Annotated in this window: 22 protein-coding genes and 2 tRNA genes; 15 read left to right on the top strand and 9 right to left on the bottom strand. The window is 68.0% G+C overall.

What is annotated here, in order from left to right:
- Positions 1–24 precede the first annotated feature (24 nt).
- The 4 genes from gyrB to ACFY9S_RS06790 all read left to right on the top strand — a co-directional run bounded on the left by gyrB (position 25) and on the right by ACFY9S_RS06790 (position 5,729).
- Entirely contained in the window at positions 25–2,085 is a 2,061-nt protein-coding gene (gene gyrB / locus ACFY9S_RS06805; protein WP_102907227.1) for a DNA topoisomerase (ATP-hydrolyzing) subunit B, read from the top strand.
- Between the two features lie 42 nt (positions 2,086–2,127).
- Positions 2,128–4,719 carry a DNA gyrase subunit A gene (gyrA, locus tag ACFY9S_RS06800; RefSeq protein WP_391123804.1) on the top strand — a complete coding sequence of 864 codons (2,592 nt, stop codon included), beginning with the start codon at positions 2,128–2,130 and terminating at the stop codon, positions 4,717–4,719.
- Between the two features lie 19 nt (positions 4,720–4,738).
- Positions 4,739–5,539, top strand: a complete 801-nt coding sequence (locus ACFY9S_RS06795) for a DUF3566 domain-containing protein (RefSeq protein WP_391123803.1) — start codon at positions 4,739–4,741, stop codon at positions 5,537–5,539.
- Positions 5,540–5,652: 113 nt separating this feature from the next.
- Positions 5,653–5,729: transfer RNA gene (locus ACFY9S_RS06790), tRNA-Ile, on the top strand.
- A 280-nt stretch (positions 5,730–6,009) separates the two neighbouring features.
- Here the strand turns inward: ACFY9S_RS06790 and ACFY9S_RS06785 are convergent.
- On the bottom strand, positions 6,010–6,372 hold the full coding sequence (locus ACFY9S_RS06785) for a DUF6344 domain-containing protein (protein ID WP_391123801.1): 363 nt from the start codon (positions 6,370–6,372) through the stop codon (positions 6,010–6,012).
- Between the two features lie 337 nt (positions 6,373–6,709).
- On the opposite strand from ACFY9S_RS06785, the gene ACFY9S_RS06780 reads away from it, so the two are divergent.
- Entirely contained in the window at positions 6,710–6,838 is a 129-nt protein-coding gene (locus ACFY9S_RS06780; RefSeq protein WP_003999697.1) for a DLW-39 family protein, read from the top strand.
- A gap of 205 nt (positions 6,839–7,043) precedes the next feature.
- Positions 7,044–8,327 carry a hypothetical protein gene (locus ACFY9S_RS06775; protein ID WP_391123799.1) on the top strand — a complete coding sequence of 428 codons (1,284 nt, stop codon included), beginning with the start codon at positions 7,044–7,046 and terminating at the stop codon, positions 8,325–8,327.
- A gap of 27 nt (positions 8,328–8,354) precedes the next feature.
- Here ACFY9S_RS06775 and ACFY9S_RS06770 read toward each other — a convergent pair whose 3' ends face one another.
- Together ACFY9S_RS06770 and ACFY9S_RS06765 are read right to left on the bottom strand one after the other, a co-directional pair.
- Positions 8,355–9,824 carry a protein kinase gene (locus ACFY9S_RS06770; RefSeq protein ID WP_391123797.1) on the bottom strand — a complete coding sequence of 490 codons (1,470 nt, stop codon included), beginning with the start codon at positions 9,822–9,824 and terminating at the stop codon, positions 8,355–8,357.
- Positions 9,825–10,098: 274 nt separating this feature from the next.
- The gene (locus tag ACFY9S_RS06765) at positions 10,099–10,647 is read right to left on the bottom strand and encodes a DNA-binding protein (RefSeq protein ID WP_033309914.1); all 549 of its coding nucleotides are present in this window, start codon (positions 10,645–10,647) and stop codon (positions 10,099–10,101) included.
- A gap of 180 nt (positions 10,648–10,827) precedes the next feature.
- Here ACFY9S_RS06765 and ACFY9S_RS06760 point away from each other — a divergent pair.
- Positions 10,828–10,900: transfer RNA gene (locus tag ACFY9S_RS06760), tRNA-Ala, on the top strand.
- A 158-nt stretch (positions 10,901–11,058) separates the two neighbouring features.
- Here the strand turns inward: ACFY9S_RS06760 and ACFY9S_RS06755 are convergent.
- Positions 11,059–11,760 (bottom strand): DUF5324 family protein, encoded by a 702-nt coding sequence (locus tag ACFY9S_RS06755; protein WP_391123795.1) that lies wholly within the window; start codon positions 11,758–11,760, stop codon positions 11,059–11,061.
- A 337-nt stretch (positions 11,761–12,097) separates the two neighbouring features.
- Here ACFY9S_RS06755 and ACFY9S_RS06750 point away from each other — a divergent pair, with 337 nt between their 5' ends.
- Both ACFY9S_RS06750 and ACFY9S_RS06745 read left to right on the top strand, forming a co-directional pair.
- A complete protein-coding gene (locus ACFY9S_RS06750; RefSeq protein ID WP_102913100.1) occupies positions 12,098–12,625 on the top strand; it encodes a peptidylprolyl isomerase in 528 nt (175 codons plus the stop codon).
- 88 nt (positions 12,626–12,713) lie between these two features.
- Positions 12,714–13,604, top strand: a complete 891-nt coding sequence (locus ACFY9S_RS06745; protein ID WP_391123793.1) for a rhomboid family intramembrane serine protease — start codon at positions 12,714–12,716, stop codon at positions 13,602–13,604.
- A gap of 254 nt (positions 13,605–13,858) precedes the next feature.
- Here ACFY9S_RS06745 and crgA read toward each other — a convergent pair whose 3' ends face one another.
- A complete protein-coding gene (crgA, locus tag ACFY9S_RS06740) occupies positions 13,859–14,113 on the bottom strand; it encodes a cell division protein CrgA (RefSeq protein ID WP_030846986.1) in 255 nt (84 codons plus the stop codon).
- A gap of 138 nt (positions 14,114–14,251) precedes the next feature.
- Between crgA and ACFY9S_RS06735 the strand changes: the two genes are divergently transcribed.
- Genes ACFY9S_RS06735 through ACFY9S_RS06710 form a run of 6 tightly spaced genes read left to right on the top strand, consistent with a single transcriptional unit; the run spans position 14,252 to position 18,454 of the window.
- Positions 14,252–15,034, top strand: coding sequence for a DUF881 domain-containing protein (locus ACFY9S_RS06735; RefSeq protein WP_102913102.1), 783 nt, complete (start codon positions 14,252–14,254; stop codon positions 15,032–15,034).
- 20 nt (positions 15,035–15,054) lie between these two features.
- Positions 15,055–15,729 (top strand): class E sortase, encoded by a 675-nt coding sequence (locus ACFY9S_RS06730; RefSeq protein WP_391123791.1) that lies wholly within the window; start codon positions 15,055–15,057, stop codon positions 15,727–15,729.
- A gap of 17 nt (positions 15,730–15,746) precedes the next feature.
- The gene (locus ACFY9S_RS06725; protein ID WP_180989817.1) at positions 15,747–15,944 is read left to right on the top strand and encodes a hypothetical protein; all 198 of its coding nucleotides are present in this window, start codon (positions 15,747–15,749) and stop codon (positions 15,942–15,944) included.
- Positions 15,941–16,579, top strand: a complete 639-nt coding sequence (locus tag ACFY9S_RS06720) for an aminodeoxychorismate/anthranilate synthase component II (RefSeq protein WP_391123789.1) — start codon at positions 15,941–15,943, stop codon at positions 16,577–16,579. The genes ACFY9S_RS06725 and ACFY9S_RS06720 overlap by 4 nt, the downstream gene beginning before the upstream one ends.
- Entirely contained in the window at positions 16,576–17,691 is a 1,116-nt protein-coding gene (locus ACFY9S_RS06715; RefSeq protein WP_391123787.1) for a class E sortase, read from the top strand. The genes ACFY9S_RS06720 and ACFY9S_RS06715 overlap by 4 nt, the downstream gene beginning before the upstream one ends.
- Before the next feature lie 13 nt (positions 17,692–17,704).
- Positions 17,705–18,454, top strand: coding sequence for a class E sortase (locus ACFY9S_RS06710; RefSeq protein WP_391123785.1), 750 nt, complete (start codon positions 17,705–17,707; stop codon positions 18,452–18,454).
- Positions 18,455–18,548: 94 nt separating this feature from the next.
- Here the strand turns inward: ACFY9S_RS06710 and ACFY9S_RS06705 are convergent, their stop codons facing one another.
- The 4 genes from ACFY9S_RS06705 to ACFY9S_RS06690 form a co-directional block, all read right to left on the bottom strand.
- On the bottom strand, positions 18,549–19,562 hold the full coding sequence (locus tag ACFY9S_RS06705) for a restriction endonuclease (protein WP_391123783.1): 1,014 nt from the start codon (positions 19,560–19,562) through the stop codon (positions 18,549–18,551).
- A 216-nt stretch (positions 19,563–19,778) separates the two neighbouring features.
- Positions 19,779–21,803 carry a Stk1 family PASTA domain-containing Ser/Thr kinase gene (gene pknB / locus ACFY9S_RS06700; RefSeq protein WP_391123781.1) on the bottom strand — a complete coding sequence of 675 codons (2,025 nt, stop codon included), beginning with the start codon at positions 21,801–21,803 and terminating at the stop codon, positions 19,779–19,781.
- A gap of 169 nt (positions 21,804–21,972) precedes the next feature.
- Positions 21,973–23,451, bottom strand: a complete 1,479-nt coding sequence (locus ACFY9S_RS06695; protein WP_391123779.1) for a penicillin-binding transpeptidase domain-containing protein — start codon at positions 23,449–23,451, stop codon at positions 21,973–21,975.
- Positions 23,448–24,893 carry an FtsW/RodA/SpoVE family cell cycle protein gene (locus tag ACFY9S_RS06690; protein ID WP_391123777.1) on the bottom strand — a complete coding sequence of 482 codons (1,446 nt, stop codon included), beginning with the start codon at positions 24,891–24,893 and terminating at the stop codon, positions 23,448–23,450. The genes ACFY9S_RS06695 and ACFY9S_RS06690 overlap by 4 nt, the downstream gene beginning before the upstream one ends.
- Between the last annotated feature and the right edge of the window lie 5 nt (positions 24,894–24,898).

Genomic DNA, 24,898 nt, shown 5'->3' with positions numbered 1-24,898 from the left:
GTGCTGTGCCAGAAAGGGCGCTTCGTGGCCGATTCCGGCAACCCCAACGAGAACATCCCGTCCACCGACGAAGGCGTGAGCAGCGAGGCGATCACCTCCACCAGCGAGGTCACCGCCTCGTACGATGCCAGTGCCATCACCGTCCTCGAGGGTCTGGACGCGGTCCGCAAGCGACCCGGCATGTACATCGGCTCGACCGGTGAGCGTGGTCTGCACCACCTCGTGTACGAGGTCGTCGACAACTCCGTCGACGAGGCGCTGGCCGGGCACGCGGACACGATCCAGGTGACGATCCTCGCCGACGGTGGCGTCCGCGTCGTCGACAACGGCCGTGGTATCCCGGTCGGCATCGTGCCGTCCGAGGGCAAGCCGGCCCTCGAGGTCGTGCTGACCGTGCTCCACGCGGGCGGCAAGTTCGGCGGCGGCGGCTACGCGGTCTCCGGTGGTCTGCACGGCGTCGGTGTCTCGGTCGTGAACGCCCTGTCCAGCAAGGTCTCCGTCGAGGTGAAGACCGACGGCCACCGCTGGACGCAGGACTACAAGATGGGTGTCCCGACGGCGCCGCTCGTCCAGCACGAGGCCACGGACGAGACCGGCACGTCGGTCACCTTCTGGGCCGACGGCGACATCTTCGAGACCACCGACTACTCCTTCGAGACGCTCTCGCGGCGCTTCCAGGAGATGGCGTTCCTCAACAAGGGTTTGACGATCAAACTCACTGACGAGCGCGAGTCGGCGAAGGCCGTGACCGGTGCCGACGAGGCCGGTGCGGACGAGAAGGCCGAGGTCAAGACCGTCGCGTACCACTACGAGGGCGGCATCGTCGACTTCGTGAAGTACCTCAACTCCCGCAAGGGCGAGGCGGTCCACCCGACCGTCATCGACCTGGAGGCCGAGGACAAGGACAGGCAGCTGTCCCTCGAGATCGCCATGCAGTGGAACGGCGGCTACACCGAGGGCGTGTACTCCTTCGCGAACATCATCCACACCCACGAGGGCGGTACGCACGAAGAGGGCTTCCGGGCCGCGCTGACCTCGCTGATCAACAAGTACGCGCGCGACAAGAGGCTGCTGCGCGAGAAGGACGACAACCTCACGGGTGACGACATCCGTGAGGGTCTGACGGCGATCATCTCGGTCAAGCTGAGCGAGCCGCAGTTCGAGGGCCAGACGAAGACCAAGCTGGGCAACACCGAGGCCAAGACCTTCGTCCAGAAGGTCGTCTACGAGCACCTGGCGGACTGGCTCGACCGCAACCCCAACGAGGCCGCGGACATCATCCGCAAGGGCATCCAGGCGGCCACCGCGCGCGTGGCGGCCCGCAAGGCCCGTGACCTGACCCGCCGCAAGGGCCTGCTGGAGACCGCGTCCCTGCCGGGCAAGCTCTCGGACTGCCAGTCGAACGATCCCACCAAGTGCGAGATCTTCATCGTCGAGGGTGACTCGGCAGGCGGCTCGGCCAAGTCCGGCCGCAACCCGCAGTACCAGGCGATCCTCCCGATCCGCGGCAAGATCCTGAACGTCGAGAAGGCGCGGATCGACAAGATCCTGCAGAACCAGGAGATCCAGGCGCTGATCTCGGCCTTCGGCACCGGAGTCCACGAGGACTTCGACATCGAGAAGCTCCGCTATCACAAGATCATTCTGATGGCGGACGCCGATGTCGACGGCCAGCACATCAACACCCTGCTCCTGACCTTCCTGTTCCGCTTCATGCGGCCCCTGGTCGAGGCCGGGCACGTGTACCTCTCCCGCCCGCCGCTCTACAAGATCAAGTGGGGCAAGGACGACTTCGAGTACGCGTACTCCGACCGTGAGCGCGACGCCCTGATCGAAATGGGCCGCAACGCCGGCAAGCGCATCAAGGACGACTCCGTGCAGCGCTTCAAGGGTCTCGGCGAGATGAACGCCGAGGAACTGCGCATCACGACCATGGACCAGGAGCACCGCGTCCTCGGCCAGGTCACCCTCGACGACGCCGCCCAGGCCGACGACCTGTTCTCGGTCCTCATGGGTGAGGACGTCGAGGCCCGCCGCGCGTTCATCCAGCGCAACGCCAAGGACGTCCGCTTCCTCGACATCTGAGTCGGTCTCAGCTGACCGCATCAGGAAGGATCTTCACCAGCAATGACCGACGAGAACACTCCCGTGACGACGCCCGAGGGTGACGCCCTGGCCATGCGCGTCGAGCCCGTCGGGCTCGAGACGGAGATGCAGCGCTCGTACCTCGACTACGCGATGTCCGTCATCGTGTCGCGTGCGCTGCCGGACGTCCGCGACGGCCTCAAGCCCGTTCACCGCCGTGTGCTGTACGCCATGTACGACGGCGGCTACCGGCCCGAGCGCGGCTTCTACAAGTGCGCCCGCGTCGTCGGCGACGTCATGGGCAACTACCACCCGCACGGCGACTCCTCCATCTACGACGCGCTGGTGCGCCTGGCCCAGTCGTGGTCGATGCGCATGCCGCTCGTCGACTCCAACGGCAACTTCGGTTCCCCGGGCAACGACCCGGCCGCGGCCATGCGGTACACCGAGTGCAAGATGGCGCCGCTGTCGATGGAGATGGTCCGTGACATCGACGAGGAGACCGTCGACTTCACGGACAACTACGACGGCCGCTCCCAGGAGCCGACCGTCCTGCCGGCCCGCTTCCCGAACCTGCTGATCAACGGCTCGGCCGGTATCGCGGTCGGCATGGCGACCAACATCCCGCCGCACAACCTGCGCGAGGTCGCCTCCGGTGCCCAGTGGTATCTGGAGAACCCCGAGGCCTCCCACGAGGAGCTGCTGGACGCGCTCATCGAGCGCATCAAGGGCCCGGACTTCCCGACCGGCGCGCTCGTCGTCGGCCGCCGGGGCATCGAGGAGGCGTACCGCACCGGCCGCGGCTCCATCACCATGCGTGCGGTCGTCGAGGTCGAGGAGATCCAGAACCGCCAGTGCCTGGTGGTCACGGAGCTGCCGTACCAGACCAACCCCGACAATCTCGCTCAGAAGATCGCCGACCTGGTGAAGGACGGCAAGATCGGCGGCATCGCGGACGTCCGGGACGAGAGCAGCTCCCGCACGGGCCAGCGTCTGGTCATCGTCCTGAAGCGGGACGCGGTCGCCAAGGTCGTGCTGAACAACCTCTACAAGCACACCGACCTGCAGACCAACTTCGGCGCCAACATGCTGGCGCTGGTGGACGGCGTGCCGCGCACGCTCTCGCTCGACGCCTTCATCCGCCACTGGGTGACGCACCAGATCGAGGTCATCGTCCGCCGTACGCGCTTCAGGCTGCGCAAGGCCGAGGAGCGGGCGCACATCCTGCGCGGCCTGCTGAAGGCCCTGGACGCCATCGACGAGGTCATCGCGCTGATCCGGCGCAGCGACACCGTGGAGATCGCCCGCGGCGGCCTGATGAGCCTGCTGGAGATCGACGAGATCCAGGCCAACGCCATCCTCGAGATGCAGCTGCGCCGACTGGCCGCCCTGGAGCGCCAGAAGATCGTCCAGGAGCACGACGAGCTCCAGGCGAAGATCACCGAGTACAACGAGATCCTCGCCTCACCGGTCCGTCAGCGGGGCATCGTCAGCGCCGAACTGGCAGCGATCGTCGAGAAGTTCGGCGACGACCGCAAGACGACGTTGATCCCTTACGAGGGCGACATGTCCATCGAGGACCTGATCGCCGAGGAGGACATCGTCGTCACGGTCACCCGGGGCGGCTACATCAAGCGCACCAAGACCGACGACTACCGCGCCCAGAAGCGCGGCGGCAAGGGCGTGCGCGGCACGAAGCTCAAGGAAGACGACATCGTCGACCACTTCTTCGTGTCCACGACGCACCACTGGCTGCTGTTCTTCACCAACAAGGGCCGCGTCTACCGCGTCAAGGGCTATGAACTGCCGGACGCCGGCCGGGACGCGCGCGGTCAGCACGTCGCGAACCTGCTCGCCTTCCAGCCGGACGAGGCGATCGCCGAGATCCTGGCGATCCGCGACTACGAGGCGGTCCCCTACCTCGTGCTCGCCACCAAGGCCGGACTTGTGAAGAAGACGCCTCTGAAGGATTACGATTCGCCCCGTTCCGGCGGTGTGATCGCGATCAACCTCCGGTCGATGGAGGACGGTTCGGACGACGAACTGATCGGAGCCGAACTGGTCTCGGCAGACGATGATCTGCTTCTGATCAGCAAAAAGGCGCAGTCGATCAGGTTCACCGCCTCGGACGACACCCTGCGGCCCATGGGCCGCGCCACCTCGGGTGTCAAGGGCATGAGCTTCCGCGAGGGCGACGAGCTGCTCTCGATGAATGTTGTTCGACCCGGTACGTTCGTGTTCACTGCCACAGACGGCGGGTACGCGAAGCGGACCAACGTCGACGAGTACCGCGTCCAGGGTCGCGGCGGCCTCGGCATCAAGGCCGCCAAGATCGTCGAGGACCGTGGATCCCTTGTCGGCGCGCTGGTGGTCGAGGACACCGACGAGATCCTCGCCATCACGCTGTCGGGCGGTGTGATTCGTACGCGAGTCAACGAGATCAGGGAAACCGGCCGTGACACCATGGGCGTCCAACTGATCAATCTGGGCAAGCGCGATGCCGTCGTGGGCATCGCTCGCAACGCCGAGGCGGGACGCGAGGCGGAGGAGGTCGACGGCGACGTGGTCGTCGACGAGACCGCCGAGGGTGCCGTGACCGGCATGGACGAGGGTGAGGCGCCCTCGGCCGAGTAGGCACGAGGAGTGAGTCAGCGTGAGCGGAGCCACGGGCGCCGGACCGGCCGGTACCTCAAGGGGTACGGAAGCGGACGACGGCGGCCGTGGCTCCGCCGCGCGTGCGGCGGACCCGCACACGACCAACCTGAAGGCGATCAAGTCCCCGACCAAGGACACGACCTCGCCTGACTCGCATGCATCACAGGGGGGAACTGTGACGGACACCCGAGGTCCGAAAACCAAGCAGCCCAAGGCGGGCACGGGCCCGTCCGCCTCCGGTGCGCAGCCGCAGCCGGCCGCGCAGGAGCAGGGCGCGGCCTCGCCCCTGCCCGGGGAGCGGCAGACGCAGCAGCAGGCCGGGCCGTACCACCCGCCGCAGGCCTACCCGGCGCAGCAGGCGGCGGCCGGAGCGGGCGCCGCTGCGAGCGCCGTACGGCGCCCTCGCACGGGGGCGAGCACCACGCCGCGCGTGCGCAAGGCGCGGCTGCGGGTGGCGAAGGCCGACCCGTGGTCGGTGATGAAGGTCAGCTTCCTGCTCTCCATCGCCCTGGGCATCTGCACGATCGTCGCGTCCGCCGTGCTGTGGATGGTCATGGACGCGATGGGCGTCTTCTCGTCGGTCGGCGGCACGATCTCCGAGGCCACCGGCTCGAACGAGTCCAACGGCTTCGACCTGCAGGCTTTCCTGTCGCTGCCCAACGTCCTGATGTTCGCGTCCGTCATCGCCGTCATCGACGTCGTCCTGGCGACGGCCCTCGCGACCCTCGGCGCGTTCATCTACAACCTGTCCGCCGGCTTCGTGGGCGGTGTCGAGCTGACCCTCGCCGAGGACGAGTGACGTCACCTTCACCGCTGTCCTGACGTAGCCCCGACAACCGATTTTGGGACTGCCCATGTCGTGCGCTAATCTTCAGGAGTCAGCGCGCGGGGCACACCCCCGCAGAGCGCGGCGGGGCTATAGCTCAGTTGGTTAGAGCGCATCCCTGATAAGGATGAGGCCACAGGTTCAAATCCTGTTAGCCCCACCAGCATGAAACCCCCAATCAGTCATGGTTGGGGGTTTTCGGCATCTGTGGCTGGCATCGGCTACGGCTCCGAGCTCGGCCCCCGGGAGGGCCGCATGGCCACGAGAACTGCCGCCCGGTCGAACCGGCGCGCAGCTGCGGCGGTGGCTGGGCCGGGGCAGGTGAGGATGGCTGGTGTTCATCGCCGGTCAGGCCCGGATGGAGCCGGACATGCGTAAGCCCGGCAGCTCTGCCGAGCTGCCGGGCTTTGTACGCAGGGTCGCCTGGATGTTGTTCCGCGGGTTCAGCTCTGGATGGGCGTGAGATGGTCCGCTTCCGCGTCGGGGTCCTCGTCCGTGCAGTCGGGGACGGGGGAGACCGCCGTGTCCGCGGGCGAGCGGTGTCGGCAGCGGGGGGTCTTGCCGTGCGCCTCGGCGCGGATGCGCTGCTTCATCGTGGGGGGCAGGGCCCTGGGTGAGGACCAGGGGAACGTCGCCGGTGCCGCCGTCCGCTGCTGCGGGATGCTCGCGCCGTTGCTGTTGCTCTTCTGCTCGGTCTGCGGTACGGCCGCGGCGGCGGTCGTGGTGACGAGTCCGAGCGCCGTGCACAGCGCGAGGAAGGCGGTGACGATGGCGGTCCACAGCTTCATGACCTTGTTCCGGGCCATGGCCCCTCACTTTCGGGTTGGGCGATTTGCGTACTTTCCTCATGATGTGTATGGGGGTCGGGAAGTGGTGGATCTCCGCCCGTGGCGCGTCGATGTTCTGATGAACACCACCCGGATGGGCGCAAGAGGGGCAAAATGGAGAGGAAAGTGGCGAAGGGAGGTCAAAGGAACCGTCCGTCGAGGTGTGATCACCTTCCGATCGGAGCGGTGAACTCCGCTTCTATCCCGGTTCCCCGGACGGCAGTTGAGGGCCGACTCAGGTCACCGATCGGTATCGGTCGGTGTGTATAGTCGGGCGCCAGAGGTCCCCTACGTCAACGAAAGACGAGGTCGCGCGGTGAAGAAGCTTCTCCTGGTCGCACTGGCCGCCATCGGCGGGCTCCTCGTGTACCGCCAGATCCAGGCGGATCGCGCCGAGCAGGACCTGTGGACGGAGGCGACTGACTCCGTGCCCACGGGTTCGTGAGTCACGACAACCCCTAGAACACACCCCGGCCGCCTCGCGGTCGGGGTTTTGTGTGCCGACAACCGGTCGTGAACCCGGCCGGCGCGGCAGGATGGGCCAGGGGGACACGGCTCTGGGGTCCGGCGACGGTGAGGGGTGGCGCGTGAGGAGACGGTGCCGTACGGCGTGGGGGCGGCGCGCGGGGGCGTGGCGCCACCGTCCGGCTGTGCCCGTGCGGCTGGGGGCCGTGGCCATGATCCTGGGGGCCGTGGCGGCCGCCGCGCCGGGACCGGCCGCCGCTGCCGGAAAGGCCTCCGGAACCCCGAGCCCGTACGCCTTCGCTGACGGCGCGCAGAGCGTCGAAGGAGCGAGCAGCACCGGCAACGCCGCCCCCCTGGAGCCCGGCGGAACCTACAAGAGCTCCCTGCCGGGCAGCGGCAAGGTCAGCTACCGCCTCGACCTCGACGCCGTGTCGAACGCGTACGTCTCCGTCACCGCCGTCCCCTCCCCCGACAGCACCGTCTCCGTCATCGACGGGGTCAAGGTGACCGTGCAGGACGCCGAAGGCAACACCTGCTCCGTCGACAACACGAGCTTCGGAGCCGCCCGCAGCCCCCACCCCATCGCCGCCTGGGGCATGCGCGAGATCTCTCCCGGCAAACCGCTGTGCCGGAAGGCCGGCGCGTACTACGTGTCCGTCGAACGGGTCGACCCCGACGGCGAGGGCTCCTCACCGGACGCCTGGGACCTGGAACTCCTCGCCATGACGGAACCGCACACGGCGAAGGCCGGGCCGACCAGCGCGCCCGAGGTATGGAACTCCGCCACCCCCCAGCCGCTCCCGGGACAGGCCGAGCGCCGCAAGGGTGGCGCGGGATTCACCGGGGCGACCCCCATCGGCCAAGGAGCCTGGCAGGACGACATCCGGCCCGGCCAGACACTCTTCTACGCGGTGCCGGTCGACTGGGGACAGCAGATCTCCGCCACCGCAGAACTCGGCAGCACCGACTCCGGCGGCACCGGCTACACGACCGACGCGCTGGACCTGGCCCTCTACAACCCCGCGCGCGGCGACATCGCCGACGTCGGCGTGGGCTACAACGGCGACCAGAAGGCCGGAAGCCTGCCTCCCCTGCCGCCCGTCGACCACGCCAACCGCCACGCCGCCACCGCACAGGTGAGCGCACTGCGCTTCGCCGGCTCCTACTACCTCGTCGCCCATCTCTCGAAGGGCGTCGCCGACACCTTCGGGGACGGACCCTTCCCGATGACGCTGCGCGTCCGCGTGAGCGGGCAGCCACAGGGCGGGCCCGAGTACGCGGGGGAGTCCGAGCCGAAGGGCGCCTTCGACGTCTCGGACCAGGACCTGGAGGCAGCCGCGGAGGGCGTCGCCGCGGGCGATGACACCGCCATGAGGGCGCTCGCCGTGGGCGGCATCGGCACCGGGAGCGCTCTGCTGGTGGGACTCGGCGTGTGGACCGTGGTCGCCCGGCGGGGAATCACCGCGTAGGGGCGGGCGCCAGACCCTGCGACGACCTCAGATCCGGGTCAGTGCCCAGAAGCCCACGGCGTAACAGGCGAGCGCGAGGAGCAGGACCGGAATCGCCACCTTGGCCGGCGGCCCGGGGCGGGAAGACCGTCTCGCCCGGTGCCGCGACGGCGTCTGGCCACTCGGCGGTGACTGCGGCGTCCGGGCGGTGTACGAGGCTGTCGAGGCGTCCGCGCGGTACTGCTCCGCAGGAGGCAGAGACGGGCCGGGGTACACCGGTGGGAGCGGCTGTGCGGGCGACAGCCGGTGCGTGAGGTCGTCGAGGGAGACGGGCGGCTGCCGGTGCGGTGCCGCCGCCTGCTGCCCGGAGGCGGAGGACGAGGTGACCGTGACCTGCGGAGGCGGCAGATGAAAGCTGCCGGTGTCCGACATGGAGGACGGCCGGGCGGAGCCGCCTGACGGGCCGGCGGTACGGCGCGGGTCGGTGGACGCCTCCCGTGGACGATGCCGGTAGGTCTCGGCGGACTGCCCGGAGGGCACCGACAGCGCGCCCTCACCCTCTTCCTGCCCGGACCGCTCCTCGCCCGCCCCCGAGGAGCCGGACCGTCCAGCTCCCGGGCCCAGCCCCTTCGCCCGCCCCAGCGGCCCCGCGGGGGCGAACCCCCGCGGAAGCGGGCCTAGTTGGTCGAAGATCTCGATCAGTTCATCGTCCGGCCCCGGCTCCGGGAGAAGCTCAGCGGCGGCCGCGAGCGCCTTGCGCGCCCCCGTGGCCGTACGGAACCGCGCTTCAGGATCGGGCTGCAGCAGCGTGGCCACCACCTGCCACAGCGGCTCCGGAATACCCTGAGGCGCGCCGGGCGTCCCGTGCTCGGCGAAGTACTGGATGAGCGCCTTGCTGTCCGGCTTGGCCCCCTCCAGCAAGTACAGCGCGACCAGCCCCACCGCGAACAGATCGGCGGTGAAATCCGGTTCGGCTCCCATCATCTGCTCGGGCGCGAGATAGCCGGGCGTCCCCACCACCAGGTTGGTCTCCGTCAGGCGGGGCTCACCCAGCCGCATCGCGATGCCGAAGTCGGACAACCGCAACCGCGGCCGGCCCGTGCCGGTCGCCTCCAGCAGCACATTGGCCGGTTTGACGTCACGGTGCACCACATCCTCCGCGTGCACCGCGGCCAGACCCGCCAGCAGCTGGTCGAGCAGAGTACACACGAAAGCCGGCGGCAGAGGGCCGTAGTCCCCGACGAGGTGGACGAGCGATCCGCCCGCGACCAGGTCCATGGTGAACAGGACCTGGTCGTCGTCGGCGGCCCAGCTGGTGGGGGCGAGCACATGAGGATGGTCGATTCGCAGCGCCTGTTCCCGCACGAAGCGCAACAACGAGTGCGCATCGCTCTGGAGCAGAACCTTGGCGGCCACGTAGCGACGGCGGCGATGGTCCCAGGCGCGCCACACGGCGCCGACCCCTCCGCGCCCGATCGGGTCGACCAGTTCGTACCGGCCGGCGAAGACCTCACCCATGGCTGTACGTCGCTCCTCCCCCTGCGGCTTCCCCCCTTGCTTCCCCCCGGCGAGCGCTACGACTCCCCGACGGACGAAACAGCTCCCCCGAGCCCCCGACGTCCCCCGGCTCCCCCGAGCCCCCGACGTCCCCCGATGAGTGACACGTCCCCCTCGCGTCGACCGGTCCCCCGTACGGAACACGCCCCCTCGTGCCCGCCCGAACCGTGACGCATCCCCCGTCACCTCACCTGCCGCCCGCTGCCGAACCCCCTTCGGCGACCGGGCGGCGGGATCAGTTCTGGTGGGACTGGTAGTGCGAGACCGCGTCCGAAGTGCGGCCGGCGCCGTAGACCCGGAGGAACTCTGCCAGCTCCGGATGGGTCGGGGCGAGGGTGTCGGCCGCGTCGATGATGTCGCCCGCCGCCGCCACCGACCGCAGCAGCGACTGGATCTCGCGCACGACGCGCTTGACCGTCGGCGCCCCCGAACTACTCGTCGTCTGCGTGGTGTTGCTGAGCACCGACCCTCCTTGTGACTTCTTGATCTCCTCCATGCGCTCGGTGGCCTCGGCCGCGCTCACACTGCCGTCCGCGACCTGCCCCGCCAGGTCCTGCAGCAGCTGCACCCGCTGCACCACAGCCGGGTTGCCGATCTTCGCCCGCTGACCGCTCATCAGCTGCGACAGCATCGGTGCGGACAGTCCCAGCACCCCCGCGAGACGAGCCTGGTTAAGACCAAGATCGTCGATAAGCCTACGGAAGAGCGCCCCCAACGGCTCCCCGTACCAGTTCCGCTGCAGTTCCCGCGCTCTCGCGGTCGCTTCCTGCTGTGCGGCGTCCATTGCGTCTCCCCATCGCTTCCCCATGTACGGCGGTTCGCGGTAGCGAACCACGCCGAGCATCTTACGGAGAGTGGTCGTCGACGGGGACCCCCAATCTTTTTGCGGAACCACCGGGGTGACCCGGTACTCTGGTCTCCGACGCCCGCCGGGACGCATTTCTCCGGCCGGACGTCCCCTCACGGGGCCTTAGCTCAGTTGGTAGAGCGCTGTCTTTGCATGGCAGATGTCAGGGGTTCGACTCCCCTAGGCTCCACTCAGAAAACGCCCTCCGAACTGCGAAAACGCGGTCTCGGAGGGCATTTTTACGCACCCGGGCGCACGTCGGCGGCGAGTGTTTCACGTGAAACAGCACGGCGGGGCGGGAGACCCTCAAGTCTCCCGCCCCGCCGCGCTGTTGAATCCGGTGCGCCCTCAGGAACGATCGTCGCGCCGAGCGGTCTCATCCTCAGCCTGCTTGGCCTCGACCTCCGGGTCCAGGACCGACGGGCCCGTGCCGTCCACGGACGACAGGTGCCCCGACTCGGGGACCTCCGTCGCGGCCGGCGGCTCCACCAGCCAGTCCGGGTTGGCCTGCTTGTCCCACCACTTCCACGCGGCGAAAGCCCCGCCCGCGAGGGCACCCAGAAGCACCACCGCCTTCACGGCCTTGCCGGCCTTGGCCCGCCGCTCATGCTTGCGGACCAGCCTCTGGATCTCCTTGGACGAAACCTGGCCGCGCAGCGCGGCCACGGCAGCCACACTCCGGGCCGCAGCCTCGGTCGTCACAGGCACAGCCGCGGCCATCGCCTGCTCGAACCTCGGCCTGGAGTACTCCGCCGCCTGGCGGGCAGCCTTACGCGTGCGCTCGGCGGCTTCCTGGGCGGCCTGGTCGACCTTCGGCGGCACATGCGTGCGGGCCTGCTCCAGATACGGCTGCACATGGGCGCCGTACTGGACACGCGCCTGCCCAGCGGCCTGCGTCACCTTGGGCGCTAGCCGTACGCGTGCCTCGTGTGCGTAGTGCGCGGCCCTGTCCTTGGCCGTGTCGGCGTAGGGCGCCACCACTTCCGCGGCGTGCAGCACGCTGTCCTTCGCCGAACCAGTCGCGGCGCGCACGCTGTCGATGCGGGTCACGGGTTCCTCCTCCTCGGTGGCGTACGGTATTTCGACTTTCCACCCTTTTACGGATCATGCCTCCCGGCGCACGACCAGGCATGCGCGGAGGGGCATCCGGGTCACGAGAACCGGCATCCAGCGCCGATCACGTGTGATAGCGGCTGAATAAGGGCAACAGGAGCTTGTCGTCGACAATGCCACGGATCGCCGCCGAGCGCTCCCGCCCCGGCCCTACCCGACTGGTTTTCCGCAGACACCCGCCGAGGGTTTACCCCCGCCGCACCGAGGTCGCACGACGCGAGGGCCTGTCCGTGCGAGGATCTGGGAATCACGGAAAGACAACGGAAGGCAGATCGTGGCTGAGCAGCTCTACGCCACCCTGAAGACCAATCACGGCGACATCGAAGTCCGGCTCCTGCCGAACCACGCGCCCAAGACGGTCAAGAACTTCGTCGAGCTCGCCCAGGGCGAGCGGGAGTGGACCCACCCCGAGACGGGCAAGAAGTCCACGGACAGGCTCTACGACGGCACGGTCTTCCACCGGGTGATCAGTGGCTTCATGATCCAGGGCGGCGACCCCCTGGGCAACGGCACCGGCGGCCCCGGCTACCAGTTCGAGGACGAGTTCCACCCGGACCTGCGCTTCGACAAGCCCTACCTGCTGGCGATGGCCAACGCCGGCCCGGGCACCAACGGCTCGCAGTTCTTCGTCACCGTCTCCCCGACGGCGTGGCTGAACCGCAAGCACACCATCTTCGGCGAGGTCACCGACGCGGCCAGCCAGAAGATCGTGGACACCATCGCCACGACCCAGACCAACCCGCGCACCGACCGCCCGCTGAACGACGTGATCATCGAGTCGGTCGTCATCGAGACCCGCTGAACGCGAAGGCTCCCGCAGGGAACCAATCGCCCCGCCCATCCGTAAGGATGAGCGGGGCGGGCTTTTCTCACACGACCTAGGGGAGACCATGGACGACCAGGCTGCGGGCAGCCCGCAGGACGCCCACAGCGTCCCCATGTGCTACCGCCACCCGGACCGCGAGACAGGCATCCGCTGCACACGCTGCGAGCGCCCGATCTGTCCCGAATGCATGGTCAACGCCTCCGTCGGCTTCCATTGCCCCGAATGCGTCCGAACCGGCTCCGGCACAGGCCACTCGCCCACGGCCGCCATGCCCCGGACGATCGCCGGCGGCTCCATCGCCGCCGACCCCCGGCTGCTGACCAAGATCCTCATCGGGATCAACCTGGCCGTCTTCATCGCCGTCCAAGTCCACGAGTCGCTACTGAACGACATCGTCCTGCTCGGCGCCTGGCCGCCCGCGCCCTTCACGCCCACACAGGGCGTGGCGGGAGGCGAGTGGTACCGCATGGTGACGTCGATGTTCACCCACCAGGAGATCTGGCACATCGCGTTCAACATGCTCAGCCTGTGGTGGCTCGGAGGCCCGCTCGAAGCGGCACTGGGCCGCGCCCGTTACCTCGCTCTCTACTTCATCTCCGGACTCGCGGGCAGCGCGCTGGCCTACCTGCTGGCGTCCCCCAACACGGCGACCCTCGGCGCCTCCGGCGCGATCTTCGGGCTCTTCGGCGCGACGGCCGTGCTGATGCGCCGGCTCAACTACGACATGCGGCCGATCATCGCGCTGCTGGCGATCAACCTGATCTTCACGTTCAGCCCGGGGTTCAACATCTCCTGGCAGGCGCACATCGGCGGCCTGGTCGCCGGAGTCGTCGTCGGATACGCCATGGTCCACGCCCCGCGCGAGCGCCGGACGCTGGTCCAGTACGGCGCCTGCGTCCTGGTCCTGGGAGTGGTCGTGCTCATGACCGTACTGAGGACGGCCCAGCTCACCTGAGCAGGCGTTGTCCACAGCGGGTGTCGGATCTTGTGCACACCGTGCGGGAACACATGTGCCCCCTGTTACCGACCTGCGTTTCCGCAGGTCAGGCAGGGGGCGAACAAGTTTTCGACTGCCGGTACTTCCGTCATACCGGCGTCAACACCCAACGGGTTATCCACAGATCGTCTTCATTATCCCCATGTGGAAAACTGCTGTGGATAACTCAGCGAACACCCCTGGGCAGAGCTGCGTTCACCGTGCGGTGACCGCTACTTCCATTGGGTCGAGACACCGAATCCGGCAGCGATGAAGCCGAAGCCCACCACGATGTTCCAGTTGCCCAGTGAGTCGATGGGCAGCGAGCCGTCGGTGACGTAGAAGACGACGATCCAGGCCAGGCCAATGAGGAACATGGCCAGCATGACCGGCGCGACCCAGGCACGGTTGCTCAGCTTGATGGCGGTCGTCTGCTTGGCAGGCGGCGGCGTGTAGTCGGCCTTCTTGCGGATACGTGACTTCGGCACGAGGGTCTCTCCTGTCGATGCGCTGCGTGGCCGCGCAGGTAACTGGGTCGGTCTCGGGGCAGCGTAGGGGACTCCGATTGCTCCCCCGGGCGTCCGTTAGCGTAGTGCTTCCGCCGCGCCGAAGGAGATAAGGGTACGTTGAGCAATTCTGCCGACTCCCCCGGGACGGGATCCACCCCTGAGCGCGCGCGGCGTTTCCGGCCTGTGCGCGTCCTCACGGCGGCGGTGTTCGCTCTGGCGGGTCTCATCTTCTTCACCAGCTTCGACACCGCCAAGGGCACCAACATCCGCACGGACTCCTCCCTGCTGAAGCTGTCCGACCTCATTCACGAGCGCAGCCAGGAGAACGGCGAGCTGGATGAGACCAACGGGGCCCTGCGCAAGGACATAGAGGCCCTGGCCGAGCGCGACGACGGCAGCACCAAGGCCGAGGACGACAAGCTCTCGGCTCTGGAGAAGCGGGCGGGCACGCAGAAGCTCAAGGGTGACTCGCTCACGGTCACGCTCAATGACGCCCCGCCGGACGCCACCGCCAAGCTCCCCGGCTATCCGGAGCCGCAGCCCGACTACCTGGTCATCCACCAGCAGGACCTCCAGGCCGTGGTGAACGCGCTGTGGCAGGGCGGGGCCAAGGGCATCAAGGTCATGGACCAGCGGCTGATCTCCACGAGCGCGGTGCGCTGTGTGGGCAACACCTTGATCCTGCAGGGGCGGGTCTACTCGCCGCCGTACAAGATCACGGCGGTCGGTGACCCGGGCAGGCTGCAGAAGGCGCTCGCGGCCTCGTCGGCGATCCAGAACTACATGGTCTACGTCAATGTCTACGGGCTCGGATGGAAAGTCGAGGAGAACGGCCCGGTGACTCTGCCCGGCTACTCGGGCACAGTGGATCTGCATTACGCGAAGCCTGTGGAGCAGTAGCCGGACCGGGGGAGCTGCCGGTGCGCGTGATCGTCAGGACCGCCAGCGAACTGTGCATCACCGTCGGCAGCGTGATCGTGCTGTTCGTGGTCTACGTGCTCTTCTGGACCGGTGTGCGGGCGGACGGCGTCATGGACGACCAGATCGACCTGCTCCGGAAGGAGTGGTCGAAGCCTCGTCCGCCGGCCGGCGGGCCCGCGAGTCCTGCGAAGCCGGCGCCCTATGCCAAGGGCAGGCCTTTCGCGATCATGTACATTCCGCGGCTTGGTTTCACGTGGAACAAGCCCGTGCTCGAAGGTACCGCCACCGACACGCTGAAGAAGGGCCTCGGCCACTACGCGGAGACCGCCCAGCTCGGGCAGAGGGGGAATTTCGCGGTCGCCGGTCACCGACGCACCCATGGTGACCCCTTCAAGGACTTTCCCGAGCTCAGGCGGGGTGACGCCGTGGTGCTGACCGACGGTACGACGTGGTTCACGTATCGGATCGACAAAGGCCCGCACAAAACAGTGCCGTCGGACATCGAGGTGATCGACCCTGTCCCACGTACATCCGGGTACACGCGTTCGGGCCGTTATCTGACGTTGACCACGTGCGAACCGGAGTGGGGGCACAGTCATCGGCTGATCGTCTGGGCGCACCTGGACTCCACCCAGCCTGTGGAGGCCGGGAAACCAGAGGCGCTGCGCCGTTAGTCTGGTGGCTGTACGGCGTGGGTCTGGTGCCGTGGTACGAGGGAAGGGACGGCATGTACGGCTGGATCTGGCGGCATCTGCCGGGGAACACGTGGGCGAAGGCAGTGCTCTCTCTCGTCCTGGTCGTGGCCGTGGTCTACGTCCTCTTCCAGTACGTCTTCCCGTGGGCGGAGCCGCTGCTGCCCTTCAACGATGTGACGGTGGACAACCAGTGAGCGTGCGCATTCTCGTCGTCGACAACTACGACAGCTTCGTCTTCAACCTGGTCCAGTACCTGTACCAGCTGGGTGCCGAGTGTGAGGTCCTGCGCAACGACGAGGTGTCGACGGCGCATGCCCAGGACGGTTTCGACGGGGTTCTGCTCTCCCCGGGGCCCGGTACGCCGGAGCAGGCCGGCGTCTGCGTGGACATGGTCCGGCACTGTGCCGACACGGGTGTTCCGGTTTTCGGCGTGTGCCTGGGCATGCAGTCGATGCAGGTGGCGTACGGCGGTGTGGTGGACCGTGCGCCGGAGTTGCTGCACGGCAAGACCTCTCTGGTCGAGCACGGTGGCGGCGGCGTCTTCGCCGGTCTGCCCTCCCCCTTCACGGCGACGCGTTACCACTCCCTGGCCGCGGAGCCGGCCACGGTGCCGGCGGAGCTGGAGGTGACGGCCCGTACGCACGACGGCATCGTGATGGGTCTCAGGCACCGGGAACTCCCGGTGGAGGGTGTGCAGTTCCACCCCGAGTCGGTGCTGACCGAGCACGGGCACCGGATGCTGGCCAACTGGCTGGTGGAGTGCGGCGATCAGGGTGCGGTGGCGAGGTCGGCGGGGCTCGCCCCGGTGGTGGGCAGGGCTTCGGCGTGACCGCGCTGCGCCCCGAGCGCGAGTCCGACACCTCGTACGGGCAGCAGTCGTACGGGGTGTCGGGGGCGTTCGAGGAGTGGTCGGGCGGAGAGGCGTACGGTGCGTCCCCGCAGCCGGAGCCGCACGCGTCGTACGAGCCCGTCCGGGACGAGTCCTTTCTGCCGCCCGTCGACGAGGAGACCGTGGCGCTGCGGCTACCGGATCCACCGCCGCAGACCGGCGGCTCCACAGCGGGCTCTCCGGCTTCTCACGCCGCACGGCAGGGCGGATCCGCCGAGGGTGGCCGTGCGGCCCGCAGAAAGGCCGCCAAGCGCCGTCACGGGCGTCATGGCGGCGCTTCGGACACCCCGTCGGCGGCGCACGCCGGCTCCGGCGCCGGGAGCCGGTCCGGGGCGCCGCTGTCACGGGTGGAGGCGCGGCGGCAGGCACGGGCCCGTAAGCCCGGCCCGGCGGTCGTCGCCAGCCGGGCCATAGGCGAGGTGTTCATCACCACCGGCGTGCTGATGCTGCTGTTCGTCACCTACCAGCTGTGGTGGACGAACGTCCGTGCGCATGCCCAGGCCGGCCAGGAGGCCAGCAGCCTGCAGAACGACTGGGCGAGCGGCAAGCGCAACCCGGGGGCCTTCGAGCCGGGGCAGGGCTTCGCCATCCTGCACATCCCGAAGCTGGATGTGGTGGTCCCGATCGCCGAGGGCACCAACAGCAACGGTGTGCTCGACCGCGGCATGGTCGGCCACTACTCCGAGGGTGCGCTGAAGACGGCGATGCCCGGTGACAAGACCGGGAACTTCGGGCTCGCGGGCCACCGCAACACCCACGGAGAACCGTTCCGGTACATCAACAAGCTCGCGCCGGGGGATCCGATCGTCGTGGAGACGCAGGACGAGTACTTCGTCTACAAGATGGCGTCGATCCTGCCGGTGACGCCGCCGAGCAACACGAGTGTTCTGAATCCCGTGCCCACGGGGTCCGGATTCACCGAGCCCGGCCGTTACATCACGCTGACGACGTGCACGCCGGAGTTCACCAGCAAGTACCGGATGATCGTCTGGGGCAAGATGGTCGAGGAACGGCCGCGCAGCAAGGGCAAGCCGGATGCGCTCGTCAGTTAAGGGCAGATGACCAGTGGCAGCGACCACCGACACGGATCACGAGAAGTACACCGGCGCGGCGTCGCGTCCGCCTGCGGCACGTCGCAGGCCTGGCCCGGTCGCCCTGGCGGTCAGCTTCTTCGGGGAACTCCTCATCACCGCGGGCCTGGTCCTCGGCTTGTTCGTCGTCTACTCGCTGTGGTGGACGAACGTGGTCGCCGACCGTGCGGCCGGCAAGCAGGCCGACAAGGTCCGTGAGGACTGGGCTCACGGTCGGGGCGGGCCCGGTGCGCTGGACACCAAGAACGGGATCGGTTTCCTCCACGTGCCCGCGATGAGCAGGGGCGAGGTCCTGATCGAGAAGGGCACGTCGAACAAGATCCTCAACGACGGTGTGGCCGGCTACTACACCGACCCCGTGAAGGCGACGCTGCCGATGTCGGGCAAGAAGGGCAACTTCTCCCTCGCGGCCCACCGGGACGGCCACGGCGCCAAGTTCCACAACATCGACAAGATCAAGAAGGGTGACCCGATCGTCTTCGAGACGAAGGACAAGTGGTTCGTCTACAAGGTCTACGGCATCCTTCCCGAGACCTCGAAGTTCAACGTCGAGGTCCTCTCCCGGGTCCCGAAGGAGTCCGGCAGGAAGAAGCCGGGCCACTACATCACGCTGACGACCTGCACGCCGTTGTACACGAGCACGTACCGGTACGTGGTGTGGGGGGAACTGGAGCGGGTGGAGAAGGTGGACGGCGAGCGGACGCCACCGAAGGAACTGCGCTGACGGCCTACTTGGTGGAAGGTGGGCCGCTAACATGACAGAGGCCCGAAGCCGCAACTTTCTCTTGCGGCTTCGGGCCTTTGTGGCGGTCGGCTCGCTAGTCCAGGACGCTCAACGCCGCCCCGGCGCTCCATTCCTCCACCAGCCCCCGCTGTACGGCGGTGATGCCGCTCTCGGCCGCGATGTTGAGGGCGTCGCGGGTGAAGGGGCATGTCGCCACGAACAGGGCCACCTCGGAGTCGTGCAGGACCTTGGCCGCTCCGAGGAACTTCTGGACTTCGGGGCTGGTGATGGAGAGGTGGGGCGCGAACCTCTTGCACTGGACGACGACGCGCCGCCCGTCGGCGGTGAGCGCGGTGATGTCGATGCCCCGGTCCCTTCCGCCGCCCTGCACGACGACGTTGGTGCAGCCGTCGCGGCGCAGCAGCTCGGCGACGTGTTCTTCGAACTCGCGCCCGTTCATGGCGTCCATGGCGGCCATGACTCCGGCGAGGGGGCGGTCCTCTCGGGGGGCTTCCAGCCGCTGCAGCCGGGTGTGGTGCTGCCGGAGCCGCTTCTCGATGCGCTGGACCCCCGCCCGGAGGGCGGTGAGCTCTCGCCGGTGCTCGCCCGAGGTTTCGATCAGGGCGTTGAACAGAGGGACGACGGTCCTCCCCAGGATGTGGGTGATGCGCTGGTCGATGCGGGCGTCGAGGGAGGCGGCGTCGGTCGGGGCAGGGTTTTCCACAGGCTGTGTGCGGGCGAGGTACTCCATGTCGAGGAGGTACACACGCACCTGACGTGCGACTTCGCTGTCCCGCAGCAGCATGGCGATGTTGAGGACGGCGCGTCGGGGGAAGAGGGCGAGGGACCGGGTTCGTGACTGGATTCCACTGAGTTGCTTGAAGTAACTCAGTTCCGTCCCGGTCAAGACTCGGTATCCGCTCGCTTCGAGTTCCGCACGATGGTCGTGCACGAGGGCACGGATGACTTCCACCGTCACGGAGAAGTACGACGCCACCATCGCGGTCGTCACATGCACCCCGTCCGGCAGCAGCGACAGTGCCTTGACCCTGTCGAGTACGTCCGTGCGGTCGAGCACGCTGCCGCGCAGGGTCTGTGATTCCAGCAAGACCGTTTCGTTGATCACGTTCTGCCCTTCGGCTCGTATGGCCGGGGCGGGGTTCCGATGCCCCACCCCACCCGGTGAACGAGTCGGGACATATGAAGACACGATCGATGGACGCACGCTCTTGCGGGAATGTCGTCGGCCGTGAACGCCAGAGTCCCCGGCTCTTGTGGGCCGGGGACTCTGTGGTGCGACGGTGTGGCGGGGGCGGGGGCGGGGTCAGTCGTCCTCGTTGCTGCCGTTGAGGCCGCCGAAGATGCCGCCGTTGCCGTTGCCGCCGTTGTTGTTGTTGCCGCCTCCGACGCCGACCGTCTGCAGAGTGATCGTCGTCCCTGCCGGGTCGTCGACCTCCTGGTTGGGACCAGGGTTCTGGCCGGCGACGAGGGCGTTGTCGCTCTGGTCGCTGCCGCCCGCGAACTGGATGTTGGTGAAGCCCTGCTGCGCGAGGATCTGCTTGGCCTGGCCGACCGTCTGGCCGACGACCTGCGGGACCCTGACCTTCTGCTGCTGCTTCTTCTTGCCGATCTGGATGTTGACCGATGAGTTCGGCTCGACGGACGTGCCGGCCTGCGGCGTGGTCTGGATGACCTTGCCGACCTGGTTGTCGTCGTCGGTCTCCACCTCGGTGCAGTTGCCGACCAGGTCGTTGCCCTGCATCTGCTGCTTGGCGGCGTCGCAGCTCTGGCCGAGCACGTCCGGGACGGTGGACTTCTCCGCTTCCTTGGCGACGGTCAGGGTGATGGTGGAGCCCTTCACCTGCTCCGTGTCGCCGTCGGGGTCCTGCTTGATGACCACGCCGGGGGTGCGGTCGGACTCCTCGGTCTTCTGTTCGACCTTGAAGCCCTTGCTGTCGAGTTGGGCCGCGGCCTTGTCGTAGGTCAGGCCCGTGACGTCCGGCACCGTCACCTTCGGCGCCCCCGTCGACACGACCAGGGAGATGGTGTCGCCCTTGTTGACCGGCGCCTTGGGCGCAGGGTCCTGGGAGCAGATCTTGCCCTTGGCCTGGCTGTCGCAGGGCTTGTCGGTGAAGCTCAGTTCGAGGTCGGAATTGGTGGCCAGCTGCTGGGCGCCCTTCTTCGTCTCCCCGATGAAGTTGGGTGCTTCGACCGCGTCGTTGCCCACGCCGCCGTCGCCGCTGACTGCCCACCGGCCGATCAGGATCGCCCCGACCAGGACGAGGATGCCCGCCACCACCAGCAGGATCGTGGAGGTGTTGGACTTGCGCTGCTGGCCGCGGCGCCGGTCGGGGCGGTCGTCGTAGCCGTAGCCGCCGTCGTCCGGGTTCATGGGGGGCAGCATGGACGTGGCACCCGCGCCGGAGTCGGCACGCAGGGCCGTCGTCGGCTGGTCGTCGGGGTAGCCGCCGTAACCGACCGCGCCCATCGCGGCCGTGGCGGCGACGGGCTGGCCGTCGAGGCAGGCCTCGATGTCGGCGCGCATCTCGTCGGCCGACTGGTAGCGGTAGTCCGGGTCCTTGACGAGCGCCTTCAGCACGATCGCGTCCATCTCGGGCGTGATCTCGGGATCGAAGACGCTCGGCGACTGCGGTTCCTCGCGGACGTGCTGGTAGGCCACGGCCACCGGGGAGTCGCCGACGAACGGCGGACGGACGGTCAGGAGCTCGTAGAGCAGGCAGCCGGTGGAGTACAGGTCGGACCGGGCGTCGACCTGTTCGCCCTTGGCCTGCTCCGGGGAGAGGTACTGGGCGGTGCCGATGACCGCGGAGGTCTGCGTCATCGTCATGCCGGAGTCGCCCATGGCGCGGGCGATGCCGAAGTCCATGACCTTGACCTGGCCGTTGCGCGTCAGCATGACGTTCGCCGGCTTGATGTCGCGGTGGACGATGCCGGCGCGGTGGGAGTACTCGAGGGCCTGGAGGATGCCGATGGTCATCTCCATGGACCGCTCCGGCAGCAGCTTGCGGCCGGAGTGCAGCAGTTCACGCAGGGTCGAGCCGTCCACGTACTCCATGACGATGTACGGGATCGACACGTTGTCGATGTAGTCCTCGCCCGTGTCGTAGACCGCGACGATCGCGGGATGGTTGAGCGAGGCGGCCGACTGGGCCTCCCGGCGGAACCGGGCCTGGAAGGAAGGGTCACGCGCGAGATCCGCGCGCAGCGTCTTCACCGCCACGGTGCGGCCGAGGCGGGTGTCATGCGCGAGGTAGACCTCCGCCATGCCACCACGCCCGAGCACCTGGCCCAGTTCGTACCGGCCGCCGAGGCGACGCGGCTCTTCCATAGCTACCTACCAGCCCTCTCCGTCGGTCCCGACCGGCATGCTTGTACGGTCGGAGGCTGCCGTCCGGGCCTACCGTACCCGGCTCGCTTTGTGTGACCTGGCCAAGCCCGTCAGCCGATACAGGACCGGTATCGCAACGTGCACCGATGTGAAGCAGGCGTGAGCGGGGTCACTTCTTGCTGTCGATGACCGCCTCCATCACGTTCCTCGCGATCGGGGCCGCGAGGCCGCCGCCGGAGATGTCGTCACGGACGGCGCTGTCGTCCTCGATGACGACCGCCACGGCGACCGGCGCGCTGCCGTCCTCGCCCTTGGCGTAGGAGATGAACCACGCGTAGGGGTTCTCGCTGTTGTCGACGCCGTGCTGGGCGGTACCGGTCTTGCCGCCGACCTTGACGCCGTCGATCTTGGCCTTCGAGCCGGTGCCCTTGTCGACGACCGTCTCCATCATGGACTGGAGCTTCTGGGCGTTCTCCGCCGACAGCGGCTGGCTCAGTTCTTCGGGGTCGGTCTTCTCGATCGGGTCGAGGCCGGGCGACTGGAGCTCGTCGACCATGTACGGCTTCATGAGCTTGCCGTCGTTGGCGACGGCGGAGGCGACCATGGCCATCTGCAGCGGCGTGGCGGCGGTGTTGAACTGGCCGATGGACGACAGCGCGGTCTGAGACGGGTTCATGTTGTCGGAGAAGACCGAGGCGTTGGCGCGGACCGGCGTGAACTGCTCCTCGTCGAAGCCGAACTTCTTGGCCATGTCCAGCATCTTGTCGTTGCCGAGGTCGGAGCCGATCTTGCCGAAGACGGTGTTGCAGGAGTACTGGAGGGCCACCCGCAGTGTCGCGTTCTTGCAGGGGATGTTGCCCTCGTTGGGCAGCTTGGTGGTGGTGCCCTTCATGATCCACGGGTCGGGCGAGTCGGTCTTGGCGTCCGGGTCCGTGTAGATCCCGTCCTCGAGGGCGGCGGCAGCGGTGACGACCTTGAAGGTGGAGCCGGGCGGGTAGGTCTCGCGCAGCGCCCGGTTGAGCATCGGGTCGTCCGGGTTGTTCTTCTTCTGCAGCTTCTGCCAGGCCTTGGTGTCCGTCGTCGTGGAGTTCCCGGCGAAGGACGACGGGTCGTACGACGGGAAGGAGGCGAGCGCCAGGATCTTGCCCGTGGAGGGTTCCAGGGCGACGACGGAACCCTTGCCGCCCTGCCTCTTCAGGCCGTTGTAGGCGGCCTTCTGGGCGGCGGTGTTCAGGGTGGTGACGACGTTGCCGCCCTGCTGCTTCTCGCCTGTGAGCATGTCGAGGGTGTTGCGGAAGAACAGCCGGTCGTCGTTGCCGGTGAGGATGCCGTCCTCGAGGTTCTCCAACTGCGTGGCGCCGAATGCCTGCGAGGCGTAGCCGGTGACCGGCGCCCACATGGCGCCGTCCTTGTAGGTGCGCTTGAACTTGAAGTCGCTGTCCGACGACTCGGCGGAGCCGGTGATCGGCTCCCCGTCGACGATGATGTTGCCGCGGGGCGAGGCGTAGCGCTCGATGGTGACGCGGCGGTTGTTCTTGTCGGTCCTGAGCTCGTCGGCCTGGACGTACTGGATCCAGTTGTCGCGGATCAGCAGGGTCAGGATCAGCAGGCCACAGAAGATCGCGATCCGGCGCAGGGGCTTGTTCATGACGGGCGGACCACCTGGGTCATCTCGGCGTCGGGGTTGGCGGCGGGAGCGGGGGCCGGACGGCGGGCCGTGTCGCTGATCCGCAACAGGATGCCGATCAGCGCCCAGTTGGCGATCACGGAGGAACCTCCGTACGCCAGGAACGGCATCGTCATACCCGTCAGCGGGATGAGGCCCATGACACCGCCGGCCACGACGAACACCTGAAGGGCGAAGGCGCCGGACAGGCCGATGGCGAGCAGTTTGCCGAACGGGTCGCGAGCGGCGAGGGCGGTGCGCACGCCGCGCTCCGCGATCAGCGCGTAGAGCAGCAGCAGAGCCATGACGCCGGCTAGGCCCAGTTCCTCACCGAATGTGGCGAGGACGAAGTCGGAGTTGGCGGCGAACCGGATCAGATCGGAGTGACCCTGACCCCAGCCGGTACCCAGGGTGCCGCCGGAGCCGAACGCCCACAGAGCCTGCATGGCCTGCTCGGAATGGCCAGCCTGATTGGCGCGGGAGAGCAGGTACTCGCGCATGGGGTTGAGCCATGCGTCCACACGCTGCTGGATGTGCGGCTCGAAGCTGGCCACGCCGACGGCGCCGACCGCGGACATCAGCAGACCGAAGACGATCCAGCTGGTCCGCTCGGTGGCGACGTACAGCATGATCACGAACATGCCGAAGAACAGCAGTGATGTGCCGAGGTCGGTCTCGAAGACCAGGATCAGGATCGAGATAGCCCAGACGACGAGGATCGGGCCGAGGTCACGTCCGCGCGGCAGGTACAGGCCCAGGAAGCGGCGGCTGGCGAGCGCGAGCGCGTCCCTCTTCACCATCAGATAGCCGGCGAAGAAGATCGCCAGGACGATCTTGGCGAACTCACCGGGCTGGATGGAAAAGGAGCCGATCTGGATCCAGATCTTGGCGCCGTAGATGTTCTTGCCGAGGCCGGGCACCAGTGGCAGCAGCAGGAGGATCAGCGCGCCGACCATGGAGATGTAGGTGTAGCGCTGAAGGACACGATGATCCTTGAGGAAGATCATCACAACGACGAACAGCGTCATGCCCATCGCGGTGTACAGCAGCTGACGGGGAGCGGCGGTCCCGGCCTGGCCGATGTCCTGAAGCAGCTCGGACTGGTCCAACCTCCAGATCGCAACGAGCCCCAGCCCGTTCAGCAGCGTCGCCAGCGGCAGCATCAGCGGGTCGGCGTACGGTGCGAACTTCCGCACGACGAGGTGGCCGACGCCCGCGAGCAGGCCGAGTCCGAGCCCGTAGCTCAGCAGACCCGGTGGCACCGAGTCGTCGAGGGCCAGGCCGACGTTGGCGTAGGCGAACACCGGGATGACGACGGCGAACACCAGCAGCGCGAGCTCGGTGTTGCGCCGGCTCGGCGCGCCGATGGCGCCGATCGTGGACGTGTGGTGCGTCGGCGAGTGCGACGTATTCGTACCGCTCATCGTGT

The sequence above is a fragment of the Streptomyces sp. NPDC012474 genome (assembly GCF_042955185.1).
GTDB classification, from domain to species: Bacteria; Actinomycetota; Actinomycetes; order Streptomycetales; family Streptomycetaceae; genus Streptomyces; species Streptomyces cahuitamycinicus.
Note: the sequence above shows the minus strand (reverse complement) of the source record. Positions and strands in the feature narration are given on the sequence as shown.

Excerpts from the sequence above, each read along its gene's own strand:
- gyrA (WP_391123804.1), top strand. The coding sequence starts at position 2,128 with ATGACCGACGAGAACACTCCCGTGACGACGCCCGAGGGTGACGCCCTG.
- ACFY9S_RS06785 (WP_391123801.1), bottom strand. The coding sequence starts at position 6,372 with ATGGCCCGGAACAAGGTCATGAAGCTGTGGACCGCCATCGTCACCGCC.
- ACFY9S_RS06770 (WP_391123797.1), bottom strand. The coding sequence starts at position 9,824 with ATGGGTGAGGTCTTCGCCGGCCGGTACGAACTGGTCGACCCGATCGGG.
- ACFY9S_RS06765 (WP_033309914.1), bottom strand. The coding sequence starts at position 10,647 with ATGGACGCCGCACAGCAGGAAGCGACCGCGAGAGCGCGGGAACTGCAG.
- ACFY9S_RS06745 (WP_391123793.1), top strand. The coding sequence starts at position 12,714 with ATGGACGACCAGGCTGCGGGCAGCCCGCAGGACGCCCACAGCGTCCCC.
- pknB (WP_391123781.1), bottom strand. The coding sequence starts at position 21,803 with ATGGAAGAGCCGCGTCGCCTCGGCGGCCGGTACGAACTGGGCCAGGTG.
- ACFY9S_RS06695 (WP_391123779.1), bottom strand. The coding sequence starts at position 23,451 with ATGAACAAGCCCCTGCGCCGGATCGCGATCTTCTGTGGCCTGCTGATC.
- ACFY9S_RS06690 (WP_391123777.1), bottom strand. The coding sequence starts at position 24,893 with ATGAGCGGTACGAATACGTCGCACTCGCCGACGCACCACACGTCCACG.